16 protein-coding genes are annotated in these 19,485 nt (G+C 65.1%); 14 read left to right on the top strand and 2 right to left on the bottom strand.

From position 1 onward, the window contains the following. Window positions 1-2: 2 nt before the first annotated feature. The 10 genes from mraY to lpxC are packed head-to-tail and all read left to right on the top strand — an operon-like array spanning window position 3 to window position 11,348. Window positions 3-1,091, top strand: coding sequence for a phospho-N-acetylmuramoyl-pentapeptide-transferase (mraY, locus tag EPD81_RS00685; RefSeq protein ID WP_142803528.1), 1,089 nt, complete (start codon window positions 3-5; stop codon window positions 1,089-1,091). A 6-nt stretch (window positions 1,092-1,097) separates the two neighbouring features. Continuing rightward, on the top strand, window positions 1,098-2,471 hold the full coding sequence (gene murD / locus EPD81_RS00680) for a UDP-N-acetylmuramoyl-L-alanine--D-glutamate ligase (RefSeq protein ID WP_142803527.1): 1,374 nt from the start codon (window positions 1,098-1,100) through the stop codon (window positions 2,469-2,471). Then, window positions 2,456-3,679 (top strand): putative lipid II flippase FtsW, encoded by a 1,224-nt coding sequence (gene ftsW / locus EPD81_RS00675; RefSeq protein WP_185955312.1) that lies wholly within the window; start codon window positions 2,456-2,458, stop codon window positions 3,677-3,679. The genes murD and ftsW overlap by 16 nt, the downstream gene beginning before the upstream one ends. Beyond that, a complete protein-coding gene (murG, locus tag EPD81_RS00670) occupies window positions 3,676-4,749 on the top strand; it encodes an undecaprenyldiphospho-muramoylpentapeptide beta-N-acetylglucosaminyltransferase (RefSeq protein WP_142803526.1) in 1,074 nt (357 codons plus the stop codon). The genes ftsW and murG overlap by 4 nt, the downstream gene beginning before the upstream one ends. Next, entirely contained in the window at window positions 4,746-6,200 is a 1,455-nt protein-coding gene (murC, locus tag EPD81_RS00665) for a UDP-N-acetylmuramate--L-alanine ligase (protein WP_142803525.1), read from the top strand. Before murG ends, murC begins: the two co-directional genes overlap by 4 nt. Beyond that, window positions 6,197-7,138 carry a D-alanine--D-alanine ligase gene (locus tag EPD81_RS00660; RefSeq protein WP_142803524.1) on the top strand — a complete coding sequence of 314 codons (942 nt, stop codon included), beginning with the start codon at window positions 6,197-6,199 and terminating at the stop codon, window positions 7,136-7,138. The genes murC and EPD81_RS00660 overlap by 4 nt, the downstream gene beginning before the upstream one ends. Next, window positions 7,125-7,961 carry a cell division protein FtsQ/DivIB gene (locus EPD81_RS00655; protein WP_142803523.1) on the top strand — a complete coding sequence of 279 codons (837 nt, stop codon included), beginning with the start codon at window positions 7,125-7,127 and terminating at the stop codon, window positions 7,959-7,961. Before EPD81_RS00660 ends, EPD81_RS00655 begins: the two co-directional genes overlap by 14 nt. Then, a complete protein-coding gene (gene ftsA / locus EPD81_RS00650) occupies window positions 7,958-9,184 on the top strand; it encodes a cell division protein FtsA (protein WP_142803522.1) in 1,227 nt (408 codons plus the stop codon). The genes EPD81_RS00655 and ftsA overlap by 4 nt, the downstream gene beginning before the upstream one ends. A 49-nt stretch (window positions 9,185-9,233) precedes the next feature. Then, window positions 9,234-10,412: a cell division protein FtsZ gene (gene ftsZ / locus EPD81_RS00645; RefSeq protein ID WP_221929151.1), complete on the top strand. Its 1,179-nt coding sequence runs from the start codon at window positions 9,234-9,236 to the stop codon at window positions 10,410-10,412. 18 nt (window positions 10,413-10,430) lie between these two features. Continuing rightward, the gene (gene lpxC, locus EPD81_RS00640; RefSeq protein WP_142803521.1) at window positions 10,431-11,348 is read left to right on the top strand and encodes a UDP-3-O-acyl-N-acetylglucosamine deacetylase; all 918 of its coding nucleotides are present in this window, start codon (window positions 10,431-10,433) and stop codon (window positions 11,346-11,348) included. 121 nt (window positions 11,349-11,469) lie between these two features. Here lpxC and EPD81_RS00635 read toward each other — a convergent pair whose 3' ends face one another. Then, the gene (locus tag EPD81_RS00635; protein ID WP_142803520.1) at window positions 11,470-11,991 is read right to left on the bottom strand and encodes a DciA family protein; all 522 of its coding nucleotides are present in this window, start codon (window positions 11,989-11,991) and stop codon (window positions 11,470-11,472) included. Window positions 11,992-12,064: 73 nt separating this feature from the next. Between EPD81_RS00635 and secA the strand changes: the two genes are divergently transcribed. From secA to EPD81_RS00615, 4 genes are all read left to right on the top strand, one after another. Next, window positions 12,065-14,788 (top strand): preprotein translocase subunit SecA, encoded by a 2,724-nt coding sequence (gene secA, locus EPD81_RS00630; RefSeq protein ID WP_142803519.1) that lies wholly within the window; start codon window positions 12,065-12,067, stop codon window positions 14,786-14,788. A 13-nt stretch (window positions 14,789-14,801) separates the two neighbouring features. After that, entirely contained in the window at window positions 14,802-16,046 is a 1,245-nt protein-coding gene (gene argJ, locus EPD81_RS00625; RefSeq protein WP_141054237.1) for a bifunctional glutamate N-acetyltransferase/amino-acid acetyltransferase ArgJ, read from the top strand. Window positions 16,047-16,059: 13 nt separating this feature from the next. Further along, window positions 16,060-17,430, top strand: a complete 1,371-nt coding sequence (gene purB / locus EPD81_RS00620) for an adenylosuccinate lyase (RefSeq protein ID WP_142803518.1) — start codon at window positions 16,060-16,062, stop codon at window positions 17,428-17,430. 213 nt (window positions 17,431-17,643) lie between these two features. Continuing rightward, window positions 17,644-18,471: a ferredoxin--NADP reductase gene (locus EPD81_RS00615; protein WP_142803517.1), complete on the top strand. Its 828-nt coding sequence runs from the start codon at window positions 17,644-17,646 to the stop codon at window positions 18,469-18,471. Window positions 18,472-18,537: 66 nt separating this feature from the next. Here the strand turns inward: EPD81_RS00615 and secF are convergent, their stop codons facing one another. After that, the gene (gene secF, locus EPD81_RS00610; protein WP_142803516.1) at window positions 18,538-19,473 is read right to left on the bottom strand and encodes a protein translocase subunit SecF; all 936 of its coding nucleotides are present in this window, start codon (window positions 19,471-19,473) and stop codon (window positions 18,538-18,540) included. Between the last annotated feature and the right edge of the window lie 12 nt (window positions 19,474-19,485).

The raw sequence follows: 19,485 nt of genomic DNA, 5'->3' as shown, positions 1-19,485 counted from the left end.
CGATGCTTTTGGAATTGGCGCTTTGGCTGGGGCAGGATATCCGGGCGTTCAACGTCTTCGGTTACATCACGCTGCGCACGGTACTGGCGGCGATGACGGCGCTCCTCGTCTCCTTCGCTTTGGGTCCGAGCGTGATTCGCTGGCTGGCGGCCAAGAAGATCGGGCAGACGGTTCGTACCGACGGGCCGCAGACACACTTGAGCAAATCCGGTACACCCACCATGGGCGGAGCGTTGATCTTGCTCGCGGTGTCGGTGACGGTCTTGCTGTGGGGGGACTTGAGCAACCGATACGTATGGACCGTCTGGCTCGTCACCCTCGGCTTCGGCGCCGTGGGCTGGGTCGACGACTGGCGCAAGGTGGTGCGGCGCGATCCGAAAGGTTTGCCCAGCCGCTGGAAATATTTCTGGACTTCCGCGATCGCGCTCGCGGCGAGCCTCTACCTGGGGCTCACCGCCACCGAGCCGGTGCAGACCCAGTTGATCGTGCCGTTCTTCAAGGAAGTGGCGATTCCCCTGGGCGTGGGTGGGTTCGTGTTGCTTTCCTACTTCGTCATCAACGGTACCGGCCATGCGGTCAATCTCACCGACGGGCTCGATGGTCTGGCGGTGACGCCGGCCGTGATGGTGACCGGGGCGCTGGCGATTTTTTCCTACGTGGCGGGGCATGCCGTGTTCGCCCGCTACCTGGGGGTGCCCTACATTCCTGGAGCGGGGGAGCTCGCCGTCTTCTGCGGGGCGCTGTGCGGCGCGGGGCTGGGTTTCTTGTGGTTCAACGCGCATCCGGCGCAGGTGTTCATGGGCGACGTGGGAGCGCTCGCGCTGGGCGCGGCCATGGGCACCATCGCGGTGATCGTGCGCCAGGAACTGGTGCTCTTCATCATGGGCGGCTTGTTCGTGGCCGAGGCGCTGTCGGTGATGCTGCAGGTGGGCTACTTCAAGTGGTCCGGCGGCAAGCGCATCCTGCGCATGGCGCCGCTGCACCATCATTTCGAACTGGGGGGCTGGAAAGAGACCCAGGTGGTGATCCGCTTCTGGATCGTCACCTTGATGTTGGTGCTCTTTGGGCTTTCCACCCTGAAACTGCGGTGAGTGGCGATGGATCTGGTACTGGGACTCGGTTCGAGCGGTGAGGCGATGGTGCGCTGGCTTGCGCATCGCGGCGTCGCCGTGCGCGCGGCCGATACGCGGGGGCAGCCGCCGGCCGCCGCCGGCTTGCGCGCCCTGCTGCCGTCCGACTCCATGGTGCTGGGTCGGCCCTTCGAGGAAGCGCTGCTCGAGGGCGTAGAGCGGGTGTGGCTCTCGCCGGGGCTGTCGCCCGAATTGCCGCTGTGCAGGGAGGCGCGGGCGCGTGGCATTCCCGTGCAGGGGGAACTGGCGCTCTTTCACGAAGCTTGGCAGGCGCGTGGCCGACCGGGGCGTCTGGTGGCGGTGACCGGGACCAACGGCAAGACCACGACCACGGCGCTCACGGCGCACCTGTTGCGGCACGCCGGCCTCGATGCGCTCGCTGCCGGCAACATCGCCCCGGCCATCCTCACCGCCGCGCGCGAGCGCGAGGAGGCAGGGTTGCCCTGGCCTGAGGTATGGGTGCTGGAAGTATCGAGCTTCCAGCTGGAGACGGCCGGGTCGTTCGTGGCGCACGCGGCGGTGGTGTTGAACGTCACCGAGGATCACCTCGATCGGCATGGCTCGCTCGAGACCTACGCCGCGCTCAAGGCGCGCGTCTACCAGGGCGTGGAGACGGCGGTGGTGGTGCGCGACGATGCGCTGGTGCGCGAGATGGCCTGCAGCGCGCCGCGGCGCGTGACGGTGGGCAGCGATGCTCCCCCCTCGGAGGCCGATTTCGGTGTGGAATCGGGCTGGTTCGTGCACGGCCGCCAGCGGCTCGCGCCCCGCTCGGCCTTGCCCTTGCCCGGGCGGCACAACGAGATCGACGCACTCGCGGCGCTTGCGCTCGCCGAGGCGATGGGCGTGGCGCCCGAGGTGGCGATCGAGGGATTGGTAACTTTCCAGGGATTGCCCCACCGGGTCGAGACGGTGGCGGTGCGCGCCGACGGGGCGCGCTTCATCGACGATTCGAAAGGCACGAACGTGGGAGCGACGATCGCGGCGCTCGCCGGGTTCGATGAGCCCGTGATCCTGATCGCCGGAGGCGATGGCAAAGGGCAGTCGTTCGCACCGCTCGCGCAGGCGGCGCGCGGCCGGGTGCGTCTGGCGCTCCTGATCGGGCGCGATGCCCCGGCGCTGGAGGCAGCCTTCATCCAAGTGGGCGTGCCGACCCGGCGCTGTACTTCGCTGCCCGAGGCCGTCGAGGCGGCCGATGCGGCGGCCCAACCGGGGGAGGCGGTGCTGCTGTCGCCGGCGTGCGCGAGCCTCGACATGTTTCGCGACTACGCGCATCGTGCCCAAGTCTTTCTGGCGGCGATCCGATCGTTGCCGGATGAGGGGGGGCGATGGCCGAAACGTTGATGCGCCGCTGGTTCGGACGGCGAGGCGATCGGCTCACCCCCTCGGCACCCCATCATGTAGAACGGGGACCGGTGGCCCGATTCGGCGAATTCGATCTGTCGCTCTTTTGGGCAGTGACGGCGCTCACCCTCATGGGACTGGTGATGGTCTACTCGGCGAGCATCGCGCTCGCCGAGGAGTCTCCTGCCACGGGGGGCAGAGCGAACTATTTCCTCATACGCCAGGCGGTGTTCGTGCTGCTGGGCGCGGGCGTGGCCTGGATGGCCTTTCAGGTGCCGATGCGGGTGTGGCAGTCGCTGACGCCTTGGCTCTTCTTGCTGGGCGTGGTGCTGCTGATCTTGGTGTTGCTACCAGGGATCGGCAAAGTGGTCAATGGCTCGCGCCGCTGGATCCCGCTGGGGCCGATCAACTTTCAACCGTCCGAATTCATGAAACTCTTCGTGTCGTTCTACGCCGCGGACTACACGGTGCGCAAGTTGCGGTTCATGGCCAGTTTCTGGCGTGGTTTCTTGCCGCTCGCCTTCGTCGTGGTGCTCGTGGGGGTACTGTTGCTGCTGCAACCCGATTTCGGGGCGTTTGCCGTGATCAGCGCCATCGCTTTCGGCGTGCTCTTCCTGGGCGGTTTGAAGCTGCGTATCTTTTTTGCTTTGATCCTGCTGGCAGGAGCGGCTTTCGCGGTTTTGATCCTGAGTTCCGAATATCGGAGTCAGCGCCTCTTCGCCTTCCTCGATCCGTGGGCCGATCCTTTGGGCAAGGGCTATCAACTCACACATGCCCTCATCGCCTTCGGTCGTGGCGAGTGGTTCGGTGTCGGGTTGGGTGGCAGCGTGGAAAAACTCCTCTACCTACCCGAGGCGCATACCGATTTCCTGTTCGCAGTCGTCGGCGAGGAGCTGGGGTTGGTGGGGGTGTGTGCCGTGGTGGCGCTCTTCGCGGTGGTGATCTGGCGTACGTTTTCCATCGGCCGAGGCCTGGTGTGCGTGGAGCAGTATTTTTCCGGGCTGGCGGTGTTCGGCATCGGGCTGTGGATTGGCGTGCAGACGTTCATCAACATGGGGGTGAATGTCGGGCTGTTGCCGACCAAGGGGCTGACGCTGCCTTTCATGAGCTACGGAGGGTCGAGCATCATCGCCAACCTCGCGGCAATGGCCGTGGTGCTGCGGGCCGACTGGGAGCTGCGCTGTTTGCGGCGCGGCATACAAGTATGAGCGGGCACACCGTACTCGTGATGGCCGGAGGGACCGGCGGGCACATCTTCCCGGCGTTGGCCGTGGCCGAATGTCTGCGCGAACGTGCCTGGCGGGTGGTCTGGCTCGGGAACGACGGGGCGATGGAATCCCAGCTCGTGCCGCCTCGCGGATTCGAATTCGTTTCTCTCGGTTTCGGCGCCTTGCGCGGCAAGGGGATGGGGCGCAAACTGAAGCTGCCGTTTTCCTTGACGGTGGCGATAGCGCGCGCTCTGCGTCTGCTGGGAGAAGTGCGCCCGAGCGTGGTGCTCGGCATGGGGGGGTACGTGAGTTTTCCTGGAGCGGCGGCGGCGCGCCTGCGTGGCATCCCGCTCGTGGTGCACGAGCAAAACGCCGTGGCGGGCTTGGCGAATCGGGTGTTGGCGCGCGTGGCTGACACCGTGCTCACGGGGTTCCCCGGTGTGTTGCCGGGGGGGCGCTGGGTGGGCAATCCGGTGCGCCGGGAGCTCACCACGCTACCACCACCCGAGGTGCGTTTTGCCGGGCGGCAAGGACCCCTGCGCGTGCTGGTGGTGGGTGGGAGTCTCGGCGCCAGGGCGCTCAACGAGACGGTGCCGGCGGCGCTCGCGTGCCTCGATCCGATCGAGCGCCCCCTGGTGACACACCAGTCGGGCAGGGTACACTTCCCGGCTTTGCAAGAGGCGTATGCCCGGCATGGCCTGGAGGCTCGGTTGCTTCCCTTCATCGAGGACATGGGCGCTGCGCTCGGGCAGGCCGATCTGGTCGTGTCGCGCGCCGGGGCGATGACGGTGGCGGAGCTCGCCGCCGTCGGTGTGGGGGCGGTGCTGGTGCCCTTTCCTCATGCGGTCGACGATCATCAAACGGCGAATGCGCGTTTTCTCGTCGAGGGCGGCGCGGCGCAGATCCTGCCTCAGTCTGAGCTCTCGCCCCAGTATCTAGCGGAGCTGCTGCGGCGGTTCGATCGTGCGCGTTGCCGGAAGATGGCGCTTGCCGCCCGTGCCCTTGCCCGGCCCGAGGCTGCCGAGACGATCGCCGCAGAACTCGAACGATTGGCAAAGGAAACGAAATGAAACACCGCGTCAAACGCGTGCACTTCGTGGGCATCGGCGGAGTGGGAATGAGCGGCATCGCCGAAGTGCTCTGCCACCTGGGGTTCGAAGTGAGCGGCTCGGACTTGGCCGAGAGCGCCACGCTCGCGCGCTTGCGTGCGCTGGGCGTGCGGGTAATGGTGGGGCATGCGCCCGAGCACGTCGTCGGGGCCGATGCCGTGGTGGTCTCTTCGGCGGTAGCGCCGGACAATCCCGAGGTGCTCGCCGCCCGCGCGGCTGGCATTCCCGTGGTTCCGCGCGCCCAGATGCTCGCCGAGCTGATGCGCTTCAAGCAGGGCATCGCCATCGCCGGCACCCACGGCAAAACGACGACGACTTCGCTGGTGGCGAGCATTCTCGCCGAAGGGGGGCTCGATCCGACTTTCGTCATCGGCGGGCGCTTGATCGCCGCCGGTAGCAACGCCCGTCTGGGCCAGGGAGAATACCTAGTGGCCGAGGCCGACGAGTCGGACGCCTCCTTTTTGCATCTTTCTCCCGTGATGGCGGTGGTCACCAATATCGATGCCGACCACATGGCCACCTATGGGCATGACTTCGAGCGGCTGAAAACTTCCTTCGTCGATTTTCTGCATCGCTTGCCCTTCTGGGGAGTGGCGGTGCTGTGTCTGGACGATCCTCAGGTGGCGTCGATCGTGCCCCACGTCGAGCGCCCCGTCGTCGGATACGGGTTGACAGCCGAATCCGCCTTGGTTCGCGCCGAGCACGTGCGCGCCGAGGGTGGGCGCATGCTCTTTACCGCCGTACGGCGCAACGGGCGAGAGACCCGTTTGCCGATCGAATTGAATCTGCCTGGATTGCACAATGTGCGCAACGCCCTGGCGGCGATCACCGTGGCGAGCGAATTGCAGGTGCCCGATGAGGCGATCGTGCACGCGCTGGCACGATTCCAGGGGGTAGGCCGGCGTTTCCAGCGCCATGGAGATTTGCCCCTCATCGACGAGGATGGCACCGTGCACGGCACTTACACCTTGATCGACGACTACGGGCACCATCCGGTGGAGATGCAGGCCACGCTGGATGCGGTACGCCTTGCTTTTCCCGGGCGGCGCGTGGTGGTCGTCTTTCAGCCGCACCGTTATAGCCGCACGCGCGACTGCTTCGAGGATTTCGTTCGGGTGCTTTCCGAGGTCGATTCCCTGGTGCTGCTCGAGGTCTATCCGGCCGGCGAGGAGCCGATTCCGGCGGCCGACGGACGCAGCCTCGCACGGGCTTTGCGCTTGCGTGGTCGGGTCGAACCGGTTTTCGTCGAGGGGCTCGATGATGTCCCGGCGGTGCTGCCCCGGGTGGTGCGCGATGGTGACGTGGTCGTGACCATGGGGGCAGGTTCGATCGGGCGCTTGCCGGTGCGTTTGGTGCAAGAAGCCCAGGAACGTACCCGGCTGGAGCCGGCGAACGAGGAGCGGGCGGCGTGAGCAGCGACCTGGGCAAAGTAGCGGTGCTTTTGGGCGGGTGCTCGGCCGAGCGCGAGGTGTCGCTCATGTCGGGTTCGGCCGTCCTCGAGGCGCTGCGTCGCATCGGGGTGGATGCGCACCCGTTCGACCCGGCAGAGCGGGATCTCTTCGAGTTGAAGCGCGAGGGCTTCGATCGTGCCTTCATTGCGCTCCACGGCCGTGGCGGCGAGGACGGCACCCTCCAGGGGGTGCTCGAATGGCTGCGCATTCCTTATACCGGCAGTGGCGTGCTCGCTTCCGCCCTGGCCATGGACAAATGGCGCACCAAGTTGCTGTGGCAGCAGTTGGGCTTGCCCACGCCTGGGGCGCTGCGGCTCACCGAGGAGGAGTTTGCTGCCAGCTCCGAGGAGGCGGCACGGCGCGTGCTCGAGGCGCTCGCGTTGCCCGTGTTCGTCAAGCCGGTGCATGAGGGCTCCAGCATGGGGGCGACGCGCGTCGAGCGCGAAGAGGAATTGACGTCGGCTCTGGAGGCGGCGCGGCGTTTCGATGGGGAAGTGCTCGTCGAGCGTTTCGTCGCCGGGCGCGAGATCACGATCGGATTTCTGGGCGAGCAGACCTTGCCGGCCATCGAGATCGTCGCACCCCAAGGGCGCTACGACTATCACAACAAGTACTTCAGCGACGAGACGCGTTATCTGTGCCCGGCTCCTTTGCCGGAGCCGCTCGCCTCTCGGTTGGCCGAACTCACGATGCGGGCGGCGCGCGCGCTGGGTTGTCGTGGCTGGGGGCGGATCGATCTGCTGCTCGAGGATGACACGCCTTATCTGCTGGAGATGAACACTGCGCCAGGCATGACTTCGCATTCACTCGTGCCGCTGGCTGCGCGCGTATCCGGAATCGAGTTCGACGCGCTATGCTTGCGCATTTTGGAGGAGGCGCGCTGCGATGACCCGGCTTGAGCGATTCGCGCGCCAGGCATCGACGCCCGTGCCTCCAGGGGCACGCTGGTGGCGTGATGCTTGGGTGATCGCTCGCTGGACGCGGCGCATCACCCTGTTCGCGATGTTGCTCTTCGTCGCAGCGGCTTGGTCTTACTGGGGGAAGCGATGGGTGCCGCCGATTCGTACCGTCGTCATCGAAGGCGGGCTCGAACACAGCGACACCGACCGCTTGCGCTACGCAGCGCTGCGGGTGGTGGAGGGAAAAAATTTTTTCGACGTCGATCTGCAAGCTTTGCGCCGGTCTTTGGAGGAATTGCCGTGGGTACGGCACGCACGAGTGCATCGCGTCTGGCCCGATGCGCTCGTCGTCACCGTGGTCGAACACCGAGCGGCAGCGATTTGGATCGATGTCGCCGACGGGCGTATCGCGCTGCTCGATACGGACGGCCACAGATTCGATGCCGAGCCCCCCAGTGTCGATCTGCCGCGTCTCGTCGGCCCCTCGGGGCTGGAGGAGCGACTTTTCGAGACCCATCAATCCTTGAGCCGCTTGCTAGACCCTCTGGGGGGCGTCGAAGTCTTGGTGATGAGCCCCAGCCTGTCTCATGTCGTCCGCTTGAGCGGAGGAACCGAGATCATCTTGGGCCGTTTCGAAACGGTACAGCAGGCACGGCAGAAAGTGTCCTGGCTCGTGCAGCATTGGTCGGCGATTCGCGAGCGGCTCGGTCATGAGCCGGTGCGGGTCGATTTTCGCCATCACGGTGCGTTGGCGCTCGCCATCGCCCCGGACGGCGTGGCGGCGTCTGCTCCGCCGGTATCCACAGGGAAGAAAAAACCATGAGGGAAGATCGAGATCTGCTCGTCGGGCTCGACATCGGGACGTCCAAGGTGACGTGCCTGGTCGCTCGTTTGCGCGAGGACGGCGGTGTGGAACCCTTGGGTTTGGGCGTATCACCGATGACCGGCATGAAACGCGGCGTCGTGGTCAATATCGAAGCCAGCGTGGCGTCGATCGATCGGGCCGTCGAGGAGGCAAAGCGCATGGCCGCCTGCGACATCCCTCGGGTACACGCCAGCATCTCCGGGGCGCACATCCAATGCACCAACGCTGAGGGAATGATCGCCGTCAAGGGCAGCGAGATCACGCGCGAGGACGTCGCCAAGGTGATCGAGGTCGCCCGGGCCATGCCCATTCCCTCCGAGCAGCAGGTGCTGCACCTGCTCACCCAGGAATTCATCATCGACGGCCAGGGCGGCATCAAAGACCCCGTCGGCATGAGTGGGGTAAAACTCATGGCCAAGGTGCACATCATCACGGGGGCGGCGGCTTCCGCCCAGAACATCATCAAATGCGTGCGCCGTGCGGGGCTGGAAATCGATGGGCTCGTGCTGCAGCCGCTCGCCGCGGCGCACGCCGTGCTCACCGAGGACGAAAAGGCCCTGGGTGTGTGCGTCATCGACATTGGCGCGGGTACCACGGATCTGGCCGTCTATACGCAGGGCGCGATTCGCTACACGGCCGTGCTGCCGGCGGCCGGCGACATGATCACCAACGATATCGCCATGGCGCTGCGCACGCCTACGGCCGAGGCCGAATCGATCAAACTCGAACATGGGGCGGCGCGACACGACTGGGTCGATCCCGAGGAGATGATCGAAGTCGCCCCGGTGGGCGATCGTCCTCCGCGGCGTCTTTCGCGTCAGCGACTCGCCGACGTGATCCACCCTCGGGCCGAGGAGCTTTTCGAGCTGGTGCAGCAAGAACTACGCCGTAGCGGTTATGAGGAGATGCTCTCCTCCGGTGTCGTGCTCACGGGCGGGTCGGCCAAGCTCGGCGGCATGGTGGAGCTGGCCGAGGAAGTGTTGGGCATGCCGGCTCGGCTCGGCGCGCCTCTCGTCGGTGGCCGTTTGCGCGAACGGCTCGCCGACCCCGAATACGCCGCCGCCGTCGGTCTCGTACTCGAGGCGGCCAATTCCCAGCGCAGGCTCCCGGGCAGGGGAGGGCGTGCCGCCGGCGGGCAATGGTGGCGACGCACGTGGCAATGGATCCGGGAAAATTTCTGAACAACTCATTCCTTTAGGTTAGAATTCACGGAAAAAGCGGGAGAACGTCATGGCGGTCAAAGGGATTGAAGAACTGGTCGATACCACCCACAAGGGCACGGTCATCAAAGTGCTCGGCATCGGGGGCGCGGGCGGCAACGCCGTCGACCACATGATTCGCGAGAGCATCGGCGGCGTCGAGTTCGTCGCCGTCAATACCGATGCCCAGGCGCTCGCGCGCTGTCTCGCTCCCACCAAGGTGCAGATCGGCTCTTCCGGTCTGGGGGCCGGTTCCAAGCCGGAAGCCGGGCGTGAAGCAGCGATGGAGTCGCGCGAGCGCATCGTCGCCGCGCTCGACGGGGCCCACATGGCCTTCCTCACCGCCGGCATGGGCGGCGGCACGGGCACCGGCGCCGCGCCGGTCATCGCCGAAATCGCCAAGGAGATGGGCATCCTCACCGTGGCGGTGGTCACCAAGCCGTTCGATTTCGAAAACCGCGACCGCGTCGCCGAGAGCGGCATCGAAGAGCTCACGCGCCACGTCGATTCACTCATCGTCGTGCTCAACGACCGCCTGCTCGAAGTCTTCGGCGACGACGCCGGCTTCGAAGACTGCTTCAAGGCGGCCGACAACGTGCTCAAAAACGCCGTGGCCGGCATCGCCGAGATCATCAACGTGCCCGGTCTGGTCAACGTCGACTTCCAGGACGTGCGTACCGCCATGGGTGAAATGGGCCGTGCCATGATGGGTTCGGCCGAAGCTTCCGGCATCGACCGTGCCCGCATCGCTGCCGAGCAGGCCGCGGTGAGCCCGCTCCTCGAGGGAACGGAACTCTCCGGTGCCCGCTGCGTCCTCATCAACATTACGGCGAGCCGTTCGCTCAAGCTCTCGGAAGTGCGTGACGCCGTGCGCACGGTGCAGGCTTTTGCCGCACCCGAGGCGTTCGTCAAATATGGCGCCGTCTTCGACGACACGATGGAAGATCGCATCCGCATCACGGTCGTCGCCACGGGTCTCGGCGCGGCCCGCAGCAGCCGTGCCCAGCCCCAGATGGAAGTGATCCGCGGTACGGGGACCTACGGCGGCGCCGCCGCCATGGGAGCCACGCCAGGGCGCACCGAGGTCCCGCAGCGCGGCATGCCCCAGGTCGAGCGTTCCGTACGCGGCCGGCGCAACACGCTCGCCGAGCGCATGCCTGGGCTCGATCGGCTCGACATCCCGGCATTTCTGCGCAAACAAAACGACTGACCGCTCGAGGAACGGCTGATGATTCCGCAGCACACACTCAAGTCCATCGCGTACGTCACCGGAGTCGGGTTGCACTCCGGTGAGAAAGTGCAGTTGTGGCTTCGTCCGGCCGCTCCCGATACCGGCATCGTTTTTCATCGGGTCGATCTCGATCCCCCCGTCACCATCCCCGCTTCGCCCGAAGCAGTCCGCGAGACGCGTCTGTGCACGGGGCTCGAGCGCGACGGCGTGAAGATCGCCACCGTCGAGCACCTCATGTCGGCGCTCGCGGGTCTGGGGATCGACAACGTCCACATCGACGTCGACGGGCCCGAGATTCCCATCATGGATGGCAGCGCCGCGCCTTTCGTGATGATGATCCGCGAAGCAGGGATCGAAGCCCAAGCGGCGCCGCGGCGTTTTCTGCGCGTGCTGCGTCCCGTCGAAGTGCGCGAGGACGACAAATGGGTTCGGCTCGAACCCTATGCTGGATTCCGTCTCGAATTCTCCATCGCTTTCGCCCATCCGGCGATCAGCGCTTCGCAAACCCGTGCCGTGGTCGATTTTTCCGAGCACGCTTATCCGCGCTTCGTGGCTCGGGCACGTACCTTCGGTTTTGTGCATGAAGTCGAGCTGTTACGAGGAATGGGTCTGGCGCAAGGCGGAAGCCTCGACAACGCCATCGTGCTCGACGAATATCGGATCCTCAATCCCGAGGGGTTGCGTTTTCCCGACGAATTCGTGCGGCACAAGATTCTGGACGCCATTGGCGATCTCTATCTCGCGGGGCGCCCCTTGCTCGCCCGCTACGTGGCCCACAAATCGGGTCATGCGCTCAACAATCGGCTCTTGCGCGCCCTGATGGCTGATCGCAGCGCCTGGGAGCTCACCGTGTGCGAACGCGACGAGGCGGTCACTTCGATGTCCGCGCTCTCCCTCGGTTCCGTGACGACATAAGCGCGCAACCGTGCTGGGATTTCGCCTGATCCTCGTTTTCGTGCTTCTGGCTGCTGGGGTCTGCATCGCTGCATGGTTGTGGAGCGGCGATCGTCGATGGCTCGCTTACGCGAAGCGCATTCTAAGGCTGGCGCTGGGCGTTGCCCTGATCTATCTGGGCCTCTTCGCATTCGAGCGCATCGTTCTTCTGCCCTTGCCTTGAATCCGTCGGCGCCCGGGCAAGGAGTCGGGTCAAGGCCATGCGCAAGGGGGCATCCGCGGGCAGACGAGCGCATAGCTCGGTGATGGCCGAACGCGCCCGAGGCCCGAGGGTGCGTACCCGTGGAGGGCGCGGCGCCGCCAAACCCGATGTCGGTACGATGGTGGGGCGGACCTTCAGTTTGATCTCCGAGATGCAGACCCCGGTGCGCAGCTCCGCCAAGAGGCTTGGCAGGCGATGCCGCAGTTTCGCTGCCGCGAGCGCCGAGGCCGTGTGCAAATAAAGCGTGCCCTCGCGCAGATTGGCGACGAATACGCGCTCACGGAACTCCTCATCCAACAACTGGTCGATCTGTTTTTGGAGCGTTCTCAACATCATGACCTGCTGACGCAGCGGATCTAGCTCCTTGCTGAGATGAAAGAGTTCGTCCAGTTTTCGTGTCATGTCCTTTCTCGTGCCTCGTCCGACGGGGCATGATAAACTTCACCATTCGCATTCGACAAGTCGACCGTCCGTAATGATCACCCGCGTCCTCAAAAAACTCTTCGGCAGCCGAAACGACCGCCTGCTGCGGCGCTATCGCGCCATCGTCGCCCGCATCAACGAACTCGAGCCGAGCATGGCCGCGCTCTCGGACGAGGCTCTGCGCGCGAAGACGGCGGAATTCAGACAGCGCCACGCCAACGGCGAATCGCTCGATGCCTTGCTGCCCGAGGCCTACGCCGTGGTGCGCGAGGCGGGCAAGCGTGTGCATGGCATGCGCCACTTCGACGTCCAGCTCATCGGCGGCATCGTGCTGCACGAAGGCAAGATTGCCGAAATGCGCACCGGCGAGGGCAAGACCCTGGTGGCGACACTGCCGGCCTACCTCAATGCGCTCACGGGCAAAGGCGTGCACGTCATCACGGTCAACGACTACCTCGCGCGGCGCGATTCCGACTGGATGGGGCGCATCTACCGATTCCTGGGGCTGACGGTGGGCTGCAACGTTCCCGGCCTGTCGCATGGAGAAAAACACGAGGCTTACGCGGCCGACATCACCTACGGCACGAACAACGAATTCGGCTTCGACTACCTGCGCGACAACATGGTCTACGCCCCGGTCGATCGCGTGCAGCGGGGGCTGCATTACGCCATCGTCGACGAGGTCGACTCCATCCTCATCGACGAGGCGCGCACCCCGCTCATCATTTCGGGGCAGGCCGAGGACAACACCGATCTCTACCTCAAGATGAACGAGGTGGTGCCGCTGCTCACCGAGCAGAAGATGCAGGGCGAGGAAGTGCTCGAACCCGGGGATTACACCATCGACCTCAAGGCGCGCCAGGTGCTGCTCACCGAGCAGGGGCACGAAAAGGTCGAGGGTATCCTCATGCGTATGGGGTTACTGCCCGAGGGCGGCAACCTCTACGATCCGCGTCACATCACCTTGCTGCACCATCTCTATGCGGCGCTACGAGCGCACGCGCTCTTCCATCGCGACCAGCACTACGTGGTTCAGGACGACGAAATCATCATCGTCGACGAATTCACCGGCCGGCTCATGCCCGGACGGCGCTGGTCGGAGGGGCTGCACCAGGCGATCGAGGCCAAGGAGGGCGTGCGCATCCAGGCCGAGAACCAGACACTCGCCTCGATCACCTTCCAGAACTACTTCCGCATGTACGAGAAGCTGGCCGGAATGACCGGGACGGCCGACACGGAGGCGTACGAATTTCAGCAGATCTACGGCCTCGAGACCGTCATCATTCCCACCAACCGGCCGCTCGTGCGCCGTGACGAGAACGACCGCGTCTATCGTACTGCCAAGGAGAAGTGGCAGGCGGTGATCGAGGACATCAAGGAGTGCCGTGAGCGCGGACAACCCGTGCTGGTCGGTACCACTTCCATCGAGGTCAACGAGTTCCTCTCCAAGCTTCTCACCAAAGAGAAGATCCCGCACCAGGTCCTGAACGCCAAGCAACACGAGCGCGAGGCGCACATCATCGCCCAGGCAGGACGCCCCGGCATGGTGACGATCGCCACCAACATGGCCGGTCGCGGCACCGACATCGTGCTCGGCGGCAACATCGCGCCGCAGATCGAGGCGATCGAAAACGATCCCTCGCTCTCCGACGAGGAAAAGGAAAAGCGCATCGAGGCGCTGCGTGCCGAATGGCAGAAAGCGCACGACGCGGTGATCGCCGCTGGAGGCTTGCGCATCATCGGCACCGAACGGCACGAATCGCGCCGCATCGACAATCAGCTGCGCGGCCGTGCCGGCCGCCAGGGCGACCCCGGTTCTTCGCGCTTCTATCTTTCACTGGAAGATCCACTGCTGCGTATCTTCGCCGGCGACCGGCTCAACGCCATCATGGTGCGCCTCAAGATGCCCGAGGGCGAGGCGATCGAGCATCCCATGGTGACGCGCTCGCTCGAATCGGCCCAGCGCCGCGTCGAGCAGCACAACTTCGACATCCGCAAGCAGCTGCTCGAATACGACGACGTCGCCAACGAGCAGCGCAAGGTCATCTACGCCCAGCGAAACGAAGTGGTCGACGCCGAGGACGTGAGCGAGCTCGTCGCCGACATGCGCGCTGGCGTGCTCGTCGATGTCTTCCGCACCTACGTGCCGGCCGACAGCGTCGAAGAGCAGTGGGATCTCGCCGGGTTGGAGCAGACGCTCGCCGGCGAATTCAACCTGCAGTTGCCGCTGCGCCAGTGGCTCGAGGCCGAACCGGAGCTCAGCGACGAGCAATTGCTCGATCGTCTCCTCGCCGCGGCCGAGGAGTCTTACCGGACCAAGGTGAGCCTCGTCGATCCGCAAGCCTGGAAACAGTTCGAGCGCAGCATCCTGCTGCAGAGCATCGATACGCACTGGCGCGAACACCTCTCGGCGCTCGATCACCTGCGCCAGGGCATCCATCTGCGGGGGTATGCGCAAAAGAACCCGAAACAGGAATACAAGCGCGAAGCCTTCGAGCTCTTCGAGGCCATGCTCGACGCCATCCGGCGCGACGTCAGCCGCATCCTTCTTTCGGTGCAGGTGCGCACCGAGGCCGCGGTCGAAGAGGTCGTCGAACGCCCCCCCGAAGTGCAGCAAGTGCAGTACCATCACGCCGAACCCGGTGCCGAAGAGGGAGGTGAGACGGCCGTCAAGGCCCGGCCGCAGACCAATGCGCTGCCCAAGGTCGGCCGCAACGATCCCTGCCCCTGCGGTTCCGGCAAGAAATACAAACACTGCCACGGTAAACTGAGCTGAACGGAGTCCCGCGATGGCCGTCAATCTCACCGCCCCCGATCCCAAGGACCTTCGCCCCGTCGCCGGCGTGCGCCTGGGCGTGGCCGAAGCCGGCATCCGCAAGGCCGGACGGCGCGACCTCACCGTGATCTCGCTCGCCCCCGGCAGCCGCGTGGCCGGCGTCTTCACGCAGAACCGCTTCTGCGCCGCGCCGGTGCAGGTCTGCCGCGAACACCTGGCGGGCGAGGCCGCGCCCCGCGCGCTCGTCATCAACACGGGCGTGGCCAACGCCGGTACCGGCGCCGAGGGGCTGGAGGCGGCGCGTTGCACCTGCAAGGCGGTCTCCCAGGTGCTGGGGGTGGAGCCGCAGGAAGTGCTGCCGTTTTCCACCGGCGTCATCCTCGAGCCGCTGCCGGTGGAAAAGATCGAGGCCGCGCTGCCGGCGCTCGTCACCAACCTGCGCCCCGACGCCTGGCTGGATGCCGCCTACGCCATCATGACCACCGACACGGTGCCCAAGGCCTGCTCGCGCCAGGTGCGCCTGTCCGACGGCACCGTCGTCACCATCACCGGCATCAGCAAGGGCGCCGGCATGATCCGCCCCAACATGGCCACCATGCTCGGGTTCGTGGCCACCGACGCCAGGCTCGCCAAACCCTTGCTCGATGCCCTGGTGCGCGAGGCGGCTGATGAATCCTTCAACGCCATCACCGTCGATGGCGACACGTCTACCAACGACTCCTTCGTGCTGATCGCCACCGGCGCGGCCATGTCGCGCGAGCTCGCGGTGAGCGACGACGAAGACTACCGCAAGGTGCGCGCCGCCGTGATCGAAGTCTCGCGCTGGCTCGCCCAGGCCATCGTGCGCGACGGCGAAGGCGCCACCAAGTTCATCACCGTGCGGGTGGAGCGCGGCGCGTCGCGCGAAGAATGCCGCAAGGTCGCCTACGCCATCGCCCACTCGCCGCTGGTGAAGACCGCCTTCTTCGCTTCCGACCCCAACCTGGGCCGCATCCTCGCCGCCATCGGCTACGCCGGCATCGACGATCTCGATCCCGCGGCGATCCGCGTCTGGCTCGAAGCCGAGGGCGATTCCATCCTGGTGGCCGAAGGGGGCGGTCGGGCATCTTCCTACCGTGAGGAAGACGGCGCCCGCGTCATGAAGCACGCCGAAATCACCGTGCGCGTCGATCTCGCCCGGGGCGAGGCCGCCGCCACCGTCTGGACCTGCGATCTTTCCTTCGACTACGTCCGCATCAACGCCGAATACCGCAGCTAAGGAACATGCCGCGATGACCGATCCTGCCACCCTCCTTGCCCTGAGCCCGCTCGATGGCCGCTACGCCACCAAGCTCGACGCCCTGCGCCCGATTTTCTCCGAATACGGCTTCATGCGCGAGCGCGTGCGCGTCGAGATCGAATGGCTCAAGACGCTCGCCGCCGATCCCCGCATCGCCGAAGTCCCGACCTTCTCCCCCAGCACCGTGCGCGAGCTCGACTTGCTCGTCGAGGAATTCAAGCCGTCGGATGCCGCGGCGATCAAGGCGATCGAGGCGCGCACCAACCACGACGTCAAGGCCGTCGAATACTGGATCAAGGAGCGGCTCGAGGGGCTGCCCGAGGCCGAAAAGGCGCGCGAATTCGTGCATTTCGCCTGTACGTCCGAAGACATCAACAATACCGCCCATGCGCTCATGCTCACCGCCGGGCGCGACCGGGTGCTGCTGCCGGCGCTCGACGCCGTGATCGAACGCTTCCGGGCACTCGCGCACGAACACGCGGCCCTGCCCATGCTCTCGCGCACCCACGGCCAGCCGGCGAGCCCCACGACCCTGGGCAAAGAGATGGCCAACGTCGCCGCGCGCCTGCAGCGCACCCGCGCCGCCATCGCCGCCGTGCGCCTCACGGCCAAGTTCAACGGCGCCGTGGGCAACTACAACGCGCACAGTATCGCCTACCCCGAGGTCGACTGGGAATCCTTCAACCGCCGTTTCATCGAATCGCTCGGGCTCGAGTTCAACCCCTATACAATACAGATCGAGCCGCACGATACGATGGCCGAACTCTTCGACGCCATGGCGCGGGCGAACACCGTCCTCATCGACGCCTGCCGCGATCTGTGGCTCTACATCTCCTACGGATATTTCCGCCAGAAACTCAAAGAGGGCGAAGTCGGTTCTTCGACCATGCCGCACAAGGTCAACCCCATCGACTTCGAGAACGCGGAGGGGAATCTCGGTATCGCCAACGCCTTGCTGCGCCATTTTTCCGACAAATTGCCGGTGTCGCGCATGCAGCGCGATCTCACCGACTCCACGGTGCTGCGCAACATGGGTGTCGCATTTGGCCACACGCTGCTCGCGTTGGATTCGCTGCGCCGAGGGTTGGACAAGCTCGAGGCCGATCCGCACGCGCTCGAGCGCGATCTGGCGGAGGCTTGGGAAGTGCTCGCCGAGGCGGTGCAGACCGTGATGCGGCGCCACGGCATTCCCAATCCCTACGAGAAACTCAAGGAAATGACCCGCGGCAAGGCGATCACCGCCGAAACGCTGCGTGGATTCATCGCCGGCTTGCCGCTCCCGCAAGCCGCCAAGGAGCGGCTGCTCGCACTCGTGCCGCAGCAATACACCGGCAAGGCCGAGGAGCTCGCCCGGCGCATTTGAGGCTGCGTGAACCAACATGGCGCGCGGCCGCCGGGTAGAGCGTTCGACGCATAGGATGCACGTTCTCTCGTAGGCAGTAGGCGAGCATACGAGTATCGGATGAAAACGACCTACCTTCATGCAGTGGGTCGTTCGAAGCGCCCGGGTCTGGCATCGTGAATAGACCAGTGCTATGATTATATTTTTTGCATCTACCGCGAGGACATGACCGTCATGGCAGAGACTGGTGCCGTTGCCGAGCAGACTTCTTCCCCCGCCTTGCCCAAGAACCTCCGCGTCGAGAAAGTGATCTGGGTGCATCACTGGACCGACACCCTGTTCAGCTTCCGCTGCACCCGCGATCCGGGTTTTCGCTTCATCAATGGCCAGTTCGTGATGATCGGCCTGATGGTCGATGGCAAGCCGCTGCTGCGCGCCTATTCGATCGCCAGCGCCAACTGGGAAGAGCATCTCGAGTTCTATTCGATCAAAGTGCCCAACGGCCCGCTCACTTCCCGCCTGCAGCACCTCGAGGTGGGTGACGAGGTGCTCGTCTCCACCAAACCCACCGGCACGCTCGTGCAGGACAACCTCCTGCCTGGTGCCAAGCGCCTCTTTCTGCTCGCCACCGGCACGGGGCTCGCGCCCTTCATGTCCATCATCAAGGATCCGGACGTCTATGAGCGCTACGAGAAGGTGATCCTCGTGCACTGCACGCGCTGGGTGCGCGAGCTCGGCTACCACGACTACATCACCAAGGAGCTGCCGCAGCACGAGTTTCTGGGCGAGATGGTGCGCGAAAAGCTCATCTACTACCCCACCGTGACGCGCGAGCCCTTCATCCACCAGGGCCGGATCACCAACCTCATCACCAGCGGCAAGCTCGCCGCCGATCTCGGCATGCCCCAGCTCAATCCCGAGACCGACCGGGCGCTCTTGTGCGGCAGCATGCGCATGCTCGCCGATACGAGCAAGATCCTCGACGATCTGGGGTTTCAGGTCTCGCCCAGCATGGGCGTGCCGGGGCATTACGCGGTCGAACGGGCGTTCGTCGATCAGTGACCCCTGAACGGCGGCATCGAGCAAGAAAAAGCCCCCGATCGGGGGCTTTTTGCTGACAAAGGCGCGTCAGACCACCGCTTCTTCCTTTTGCTTGGGCGGCTTCACCAAGTCTTCGCGCCTGACGCCGAACCACATCACTAGCGCCGACGAGACGAAAATCGACGAATAGATGCCGAAGACGATGCCGATGGTGAGGGCGAGCGCGAAGTTGCGCAAGGTCTCGCCGCCGAAGAGCAGGATCGTCACCACCATCGCCAGCGTGCTGGCATGGGTGATGATCGTGCGCGACATGGTCGCGGTGATTGCGTGATCGAGCACGGCGGGCGTGTCCATCTTGGCCCGGCGTTTCCTGAAGACTTCACGGACCCGGTCGAAGATGACGACCGTCTCGTTGACCGAGTAGCCGAGCACGGCGAGCACCGCTGCGAGTACGGAAAGCGAGAATTCCAACTGAAAGGCCGCGAAGACGCCGAGGATGATGACCACGTCGTGGAGATTGGCGACGATGGCCGATACCGCGAAACGCCATTCGAAACGCATCGCCAGATAGGCGACGATGCCCAGTATGACGAAAGCGAGCGCCATCAGACCGTTGGTCGCGAGCTCCTTGCCCACCTGTGGCCCGACGAATTCGACGCGGCGCACCTCGAAATCCACTTCCGGCACTTGGGCGAGGAGCGCCTGTACCCGTTCGCTCGCCTGGGCGCTTTCACCGTCTCCCAAATGAGGGAGACGGATGAGAAGATCGCGCGCGGAGCCGAAATTCTGCACCTGAGCCTCGCGCAGTCCTGCTTGGGCGAGGGTGGTTCGTACGACTTCCGGTGAGACGGTCTGGCTTGCGCGAACCTCGACGAGCGTGCCGCCCGTGAATTCAATCGAGAGATTGAGTCCGCGTAGCACGAGGAAGAGCACGGCGGCCATGAACGTGACGATGGACACGGCGTTGAACCACAGGGCATGCCGCATGAAGGGGATGTCTTGCCGCGGACGGAACCATTCCATTGCGCTCTCCGT

This window comes from Tepidiphilus sp. J10 (assembly GCF_006980785.1).
Lineage (GTDB): Bacteria > Pseudomonadota > Gammaproteobacteria > Burkholderiales > Rhodocyclaceae > Tepidiphilus > Tepidiphilus olei.
Note: the sequence above shows the minus strand (reverse complement) of the source record. Positions and strands in the feature narration are given on the sequence as shown.

Coding starts and splice junctions, on each gene's coding strand:
- mraY (WP_142803528.1), top strand. CDS start 3: ATGCTTTTGGAATTGGCGCTTTGGCTGGGGCAGGATATCCGGGCGTTC.
- murD (WP_142803527.1), top strand. CDS start 1,098: ATGGATCTGGTACTGGGACTCGGTTCGAGCGGTGAGGCGATGGTGCGC.
- ftsW (WP_185955312.1), top strand. CDS start 2,456: ATGGCCGAAACGTTGATGCGCCGCTGGTTCGGACGGCGAGGCGATCGG.
- murG (WP_142803526.1), top strand. CDS start 3,676: ATGAGCGGGCACACCGTACTCGTGATGGCCGGAGGGACCGGCGGGCAC.
- murC (WP_142803525.1), top strand. CDS start 4,746: ATGAAACACCGCGTCAAACGCGTGCACTTCGTGGGCATCGGCGGAGTG.
- EPD81_RS00655 (WP_142803523.1), top strand. CDS start 7,125: ATGACCCGGCTTGAGCGATTCGCGCGCCAGGCATCGACGCCCGTGCCT.
- ftsA (WP_142803522.1), top strand. CDS start 7,958: ATGAGGGAAGATCGAGATCTGCTCGTCGGGCTCGACATCGGGACGTCC.
- ftsZ (WP_221929151.1), top strand. CDS start 9,234: ATGGCGGTCAAAGGGATTGAAGAACTGGTCGATACCACCCACAAGGGC.
- lpxC (WP_142803521.1), top strand. CDS start 10,431: ATGATTCCGCAGCACACACTCAAGTCCATCGCGTACGTCACCGGAGTC.
- EPD81_RS00635 (WP_142803520.1), bottom strand. CDS start 11,991: ATGACACGAAAACTGGACGAACTCTTTCATCTCAGCAAGGAGCTAGAT.
- secA (WP_142803519.1), top strand. CDS start 12,065: ATGATCACCCGCGTCCTCAAAAAACTCTTCGGCAGCCGAAACGACCGC.
- argJ (WP_141054237.1), top strand. CDS start 14,802: ATGGCCGTCAATCTCACCGCCCCCGATCCCAAGGACCTTCGCCCCGTC.
- purB (WP_142803518.1), top strand. CDS start 16,060: ATGACCGATCCTGCCACCCTCCTTGCCCTGAGCCCGCTCGATGGCCGC.
- EPD81_RS00615 (WP_142803517.1), top strand. CDS start 17,644: ATGGCAGAGACTGGTGCCGTTGCCGAGCAGACTTCTTCCCCCGCCTTG.
- secF (WP_142803516.1), bottom strand. CDS start 19,473: ATGGAATGGTTCCGTCCGCGGCAAGACATCCCCTTCATGCGGCATGCC.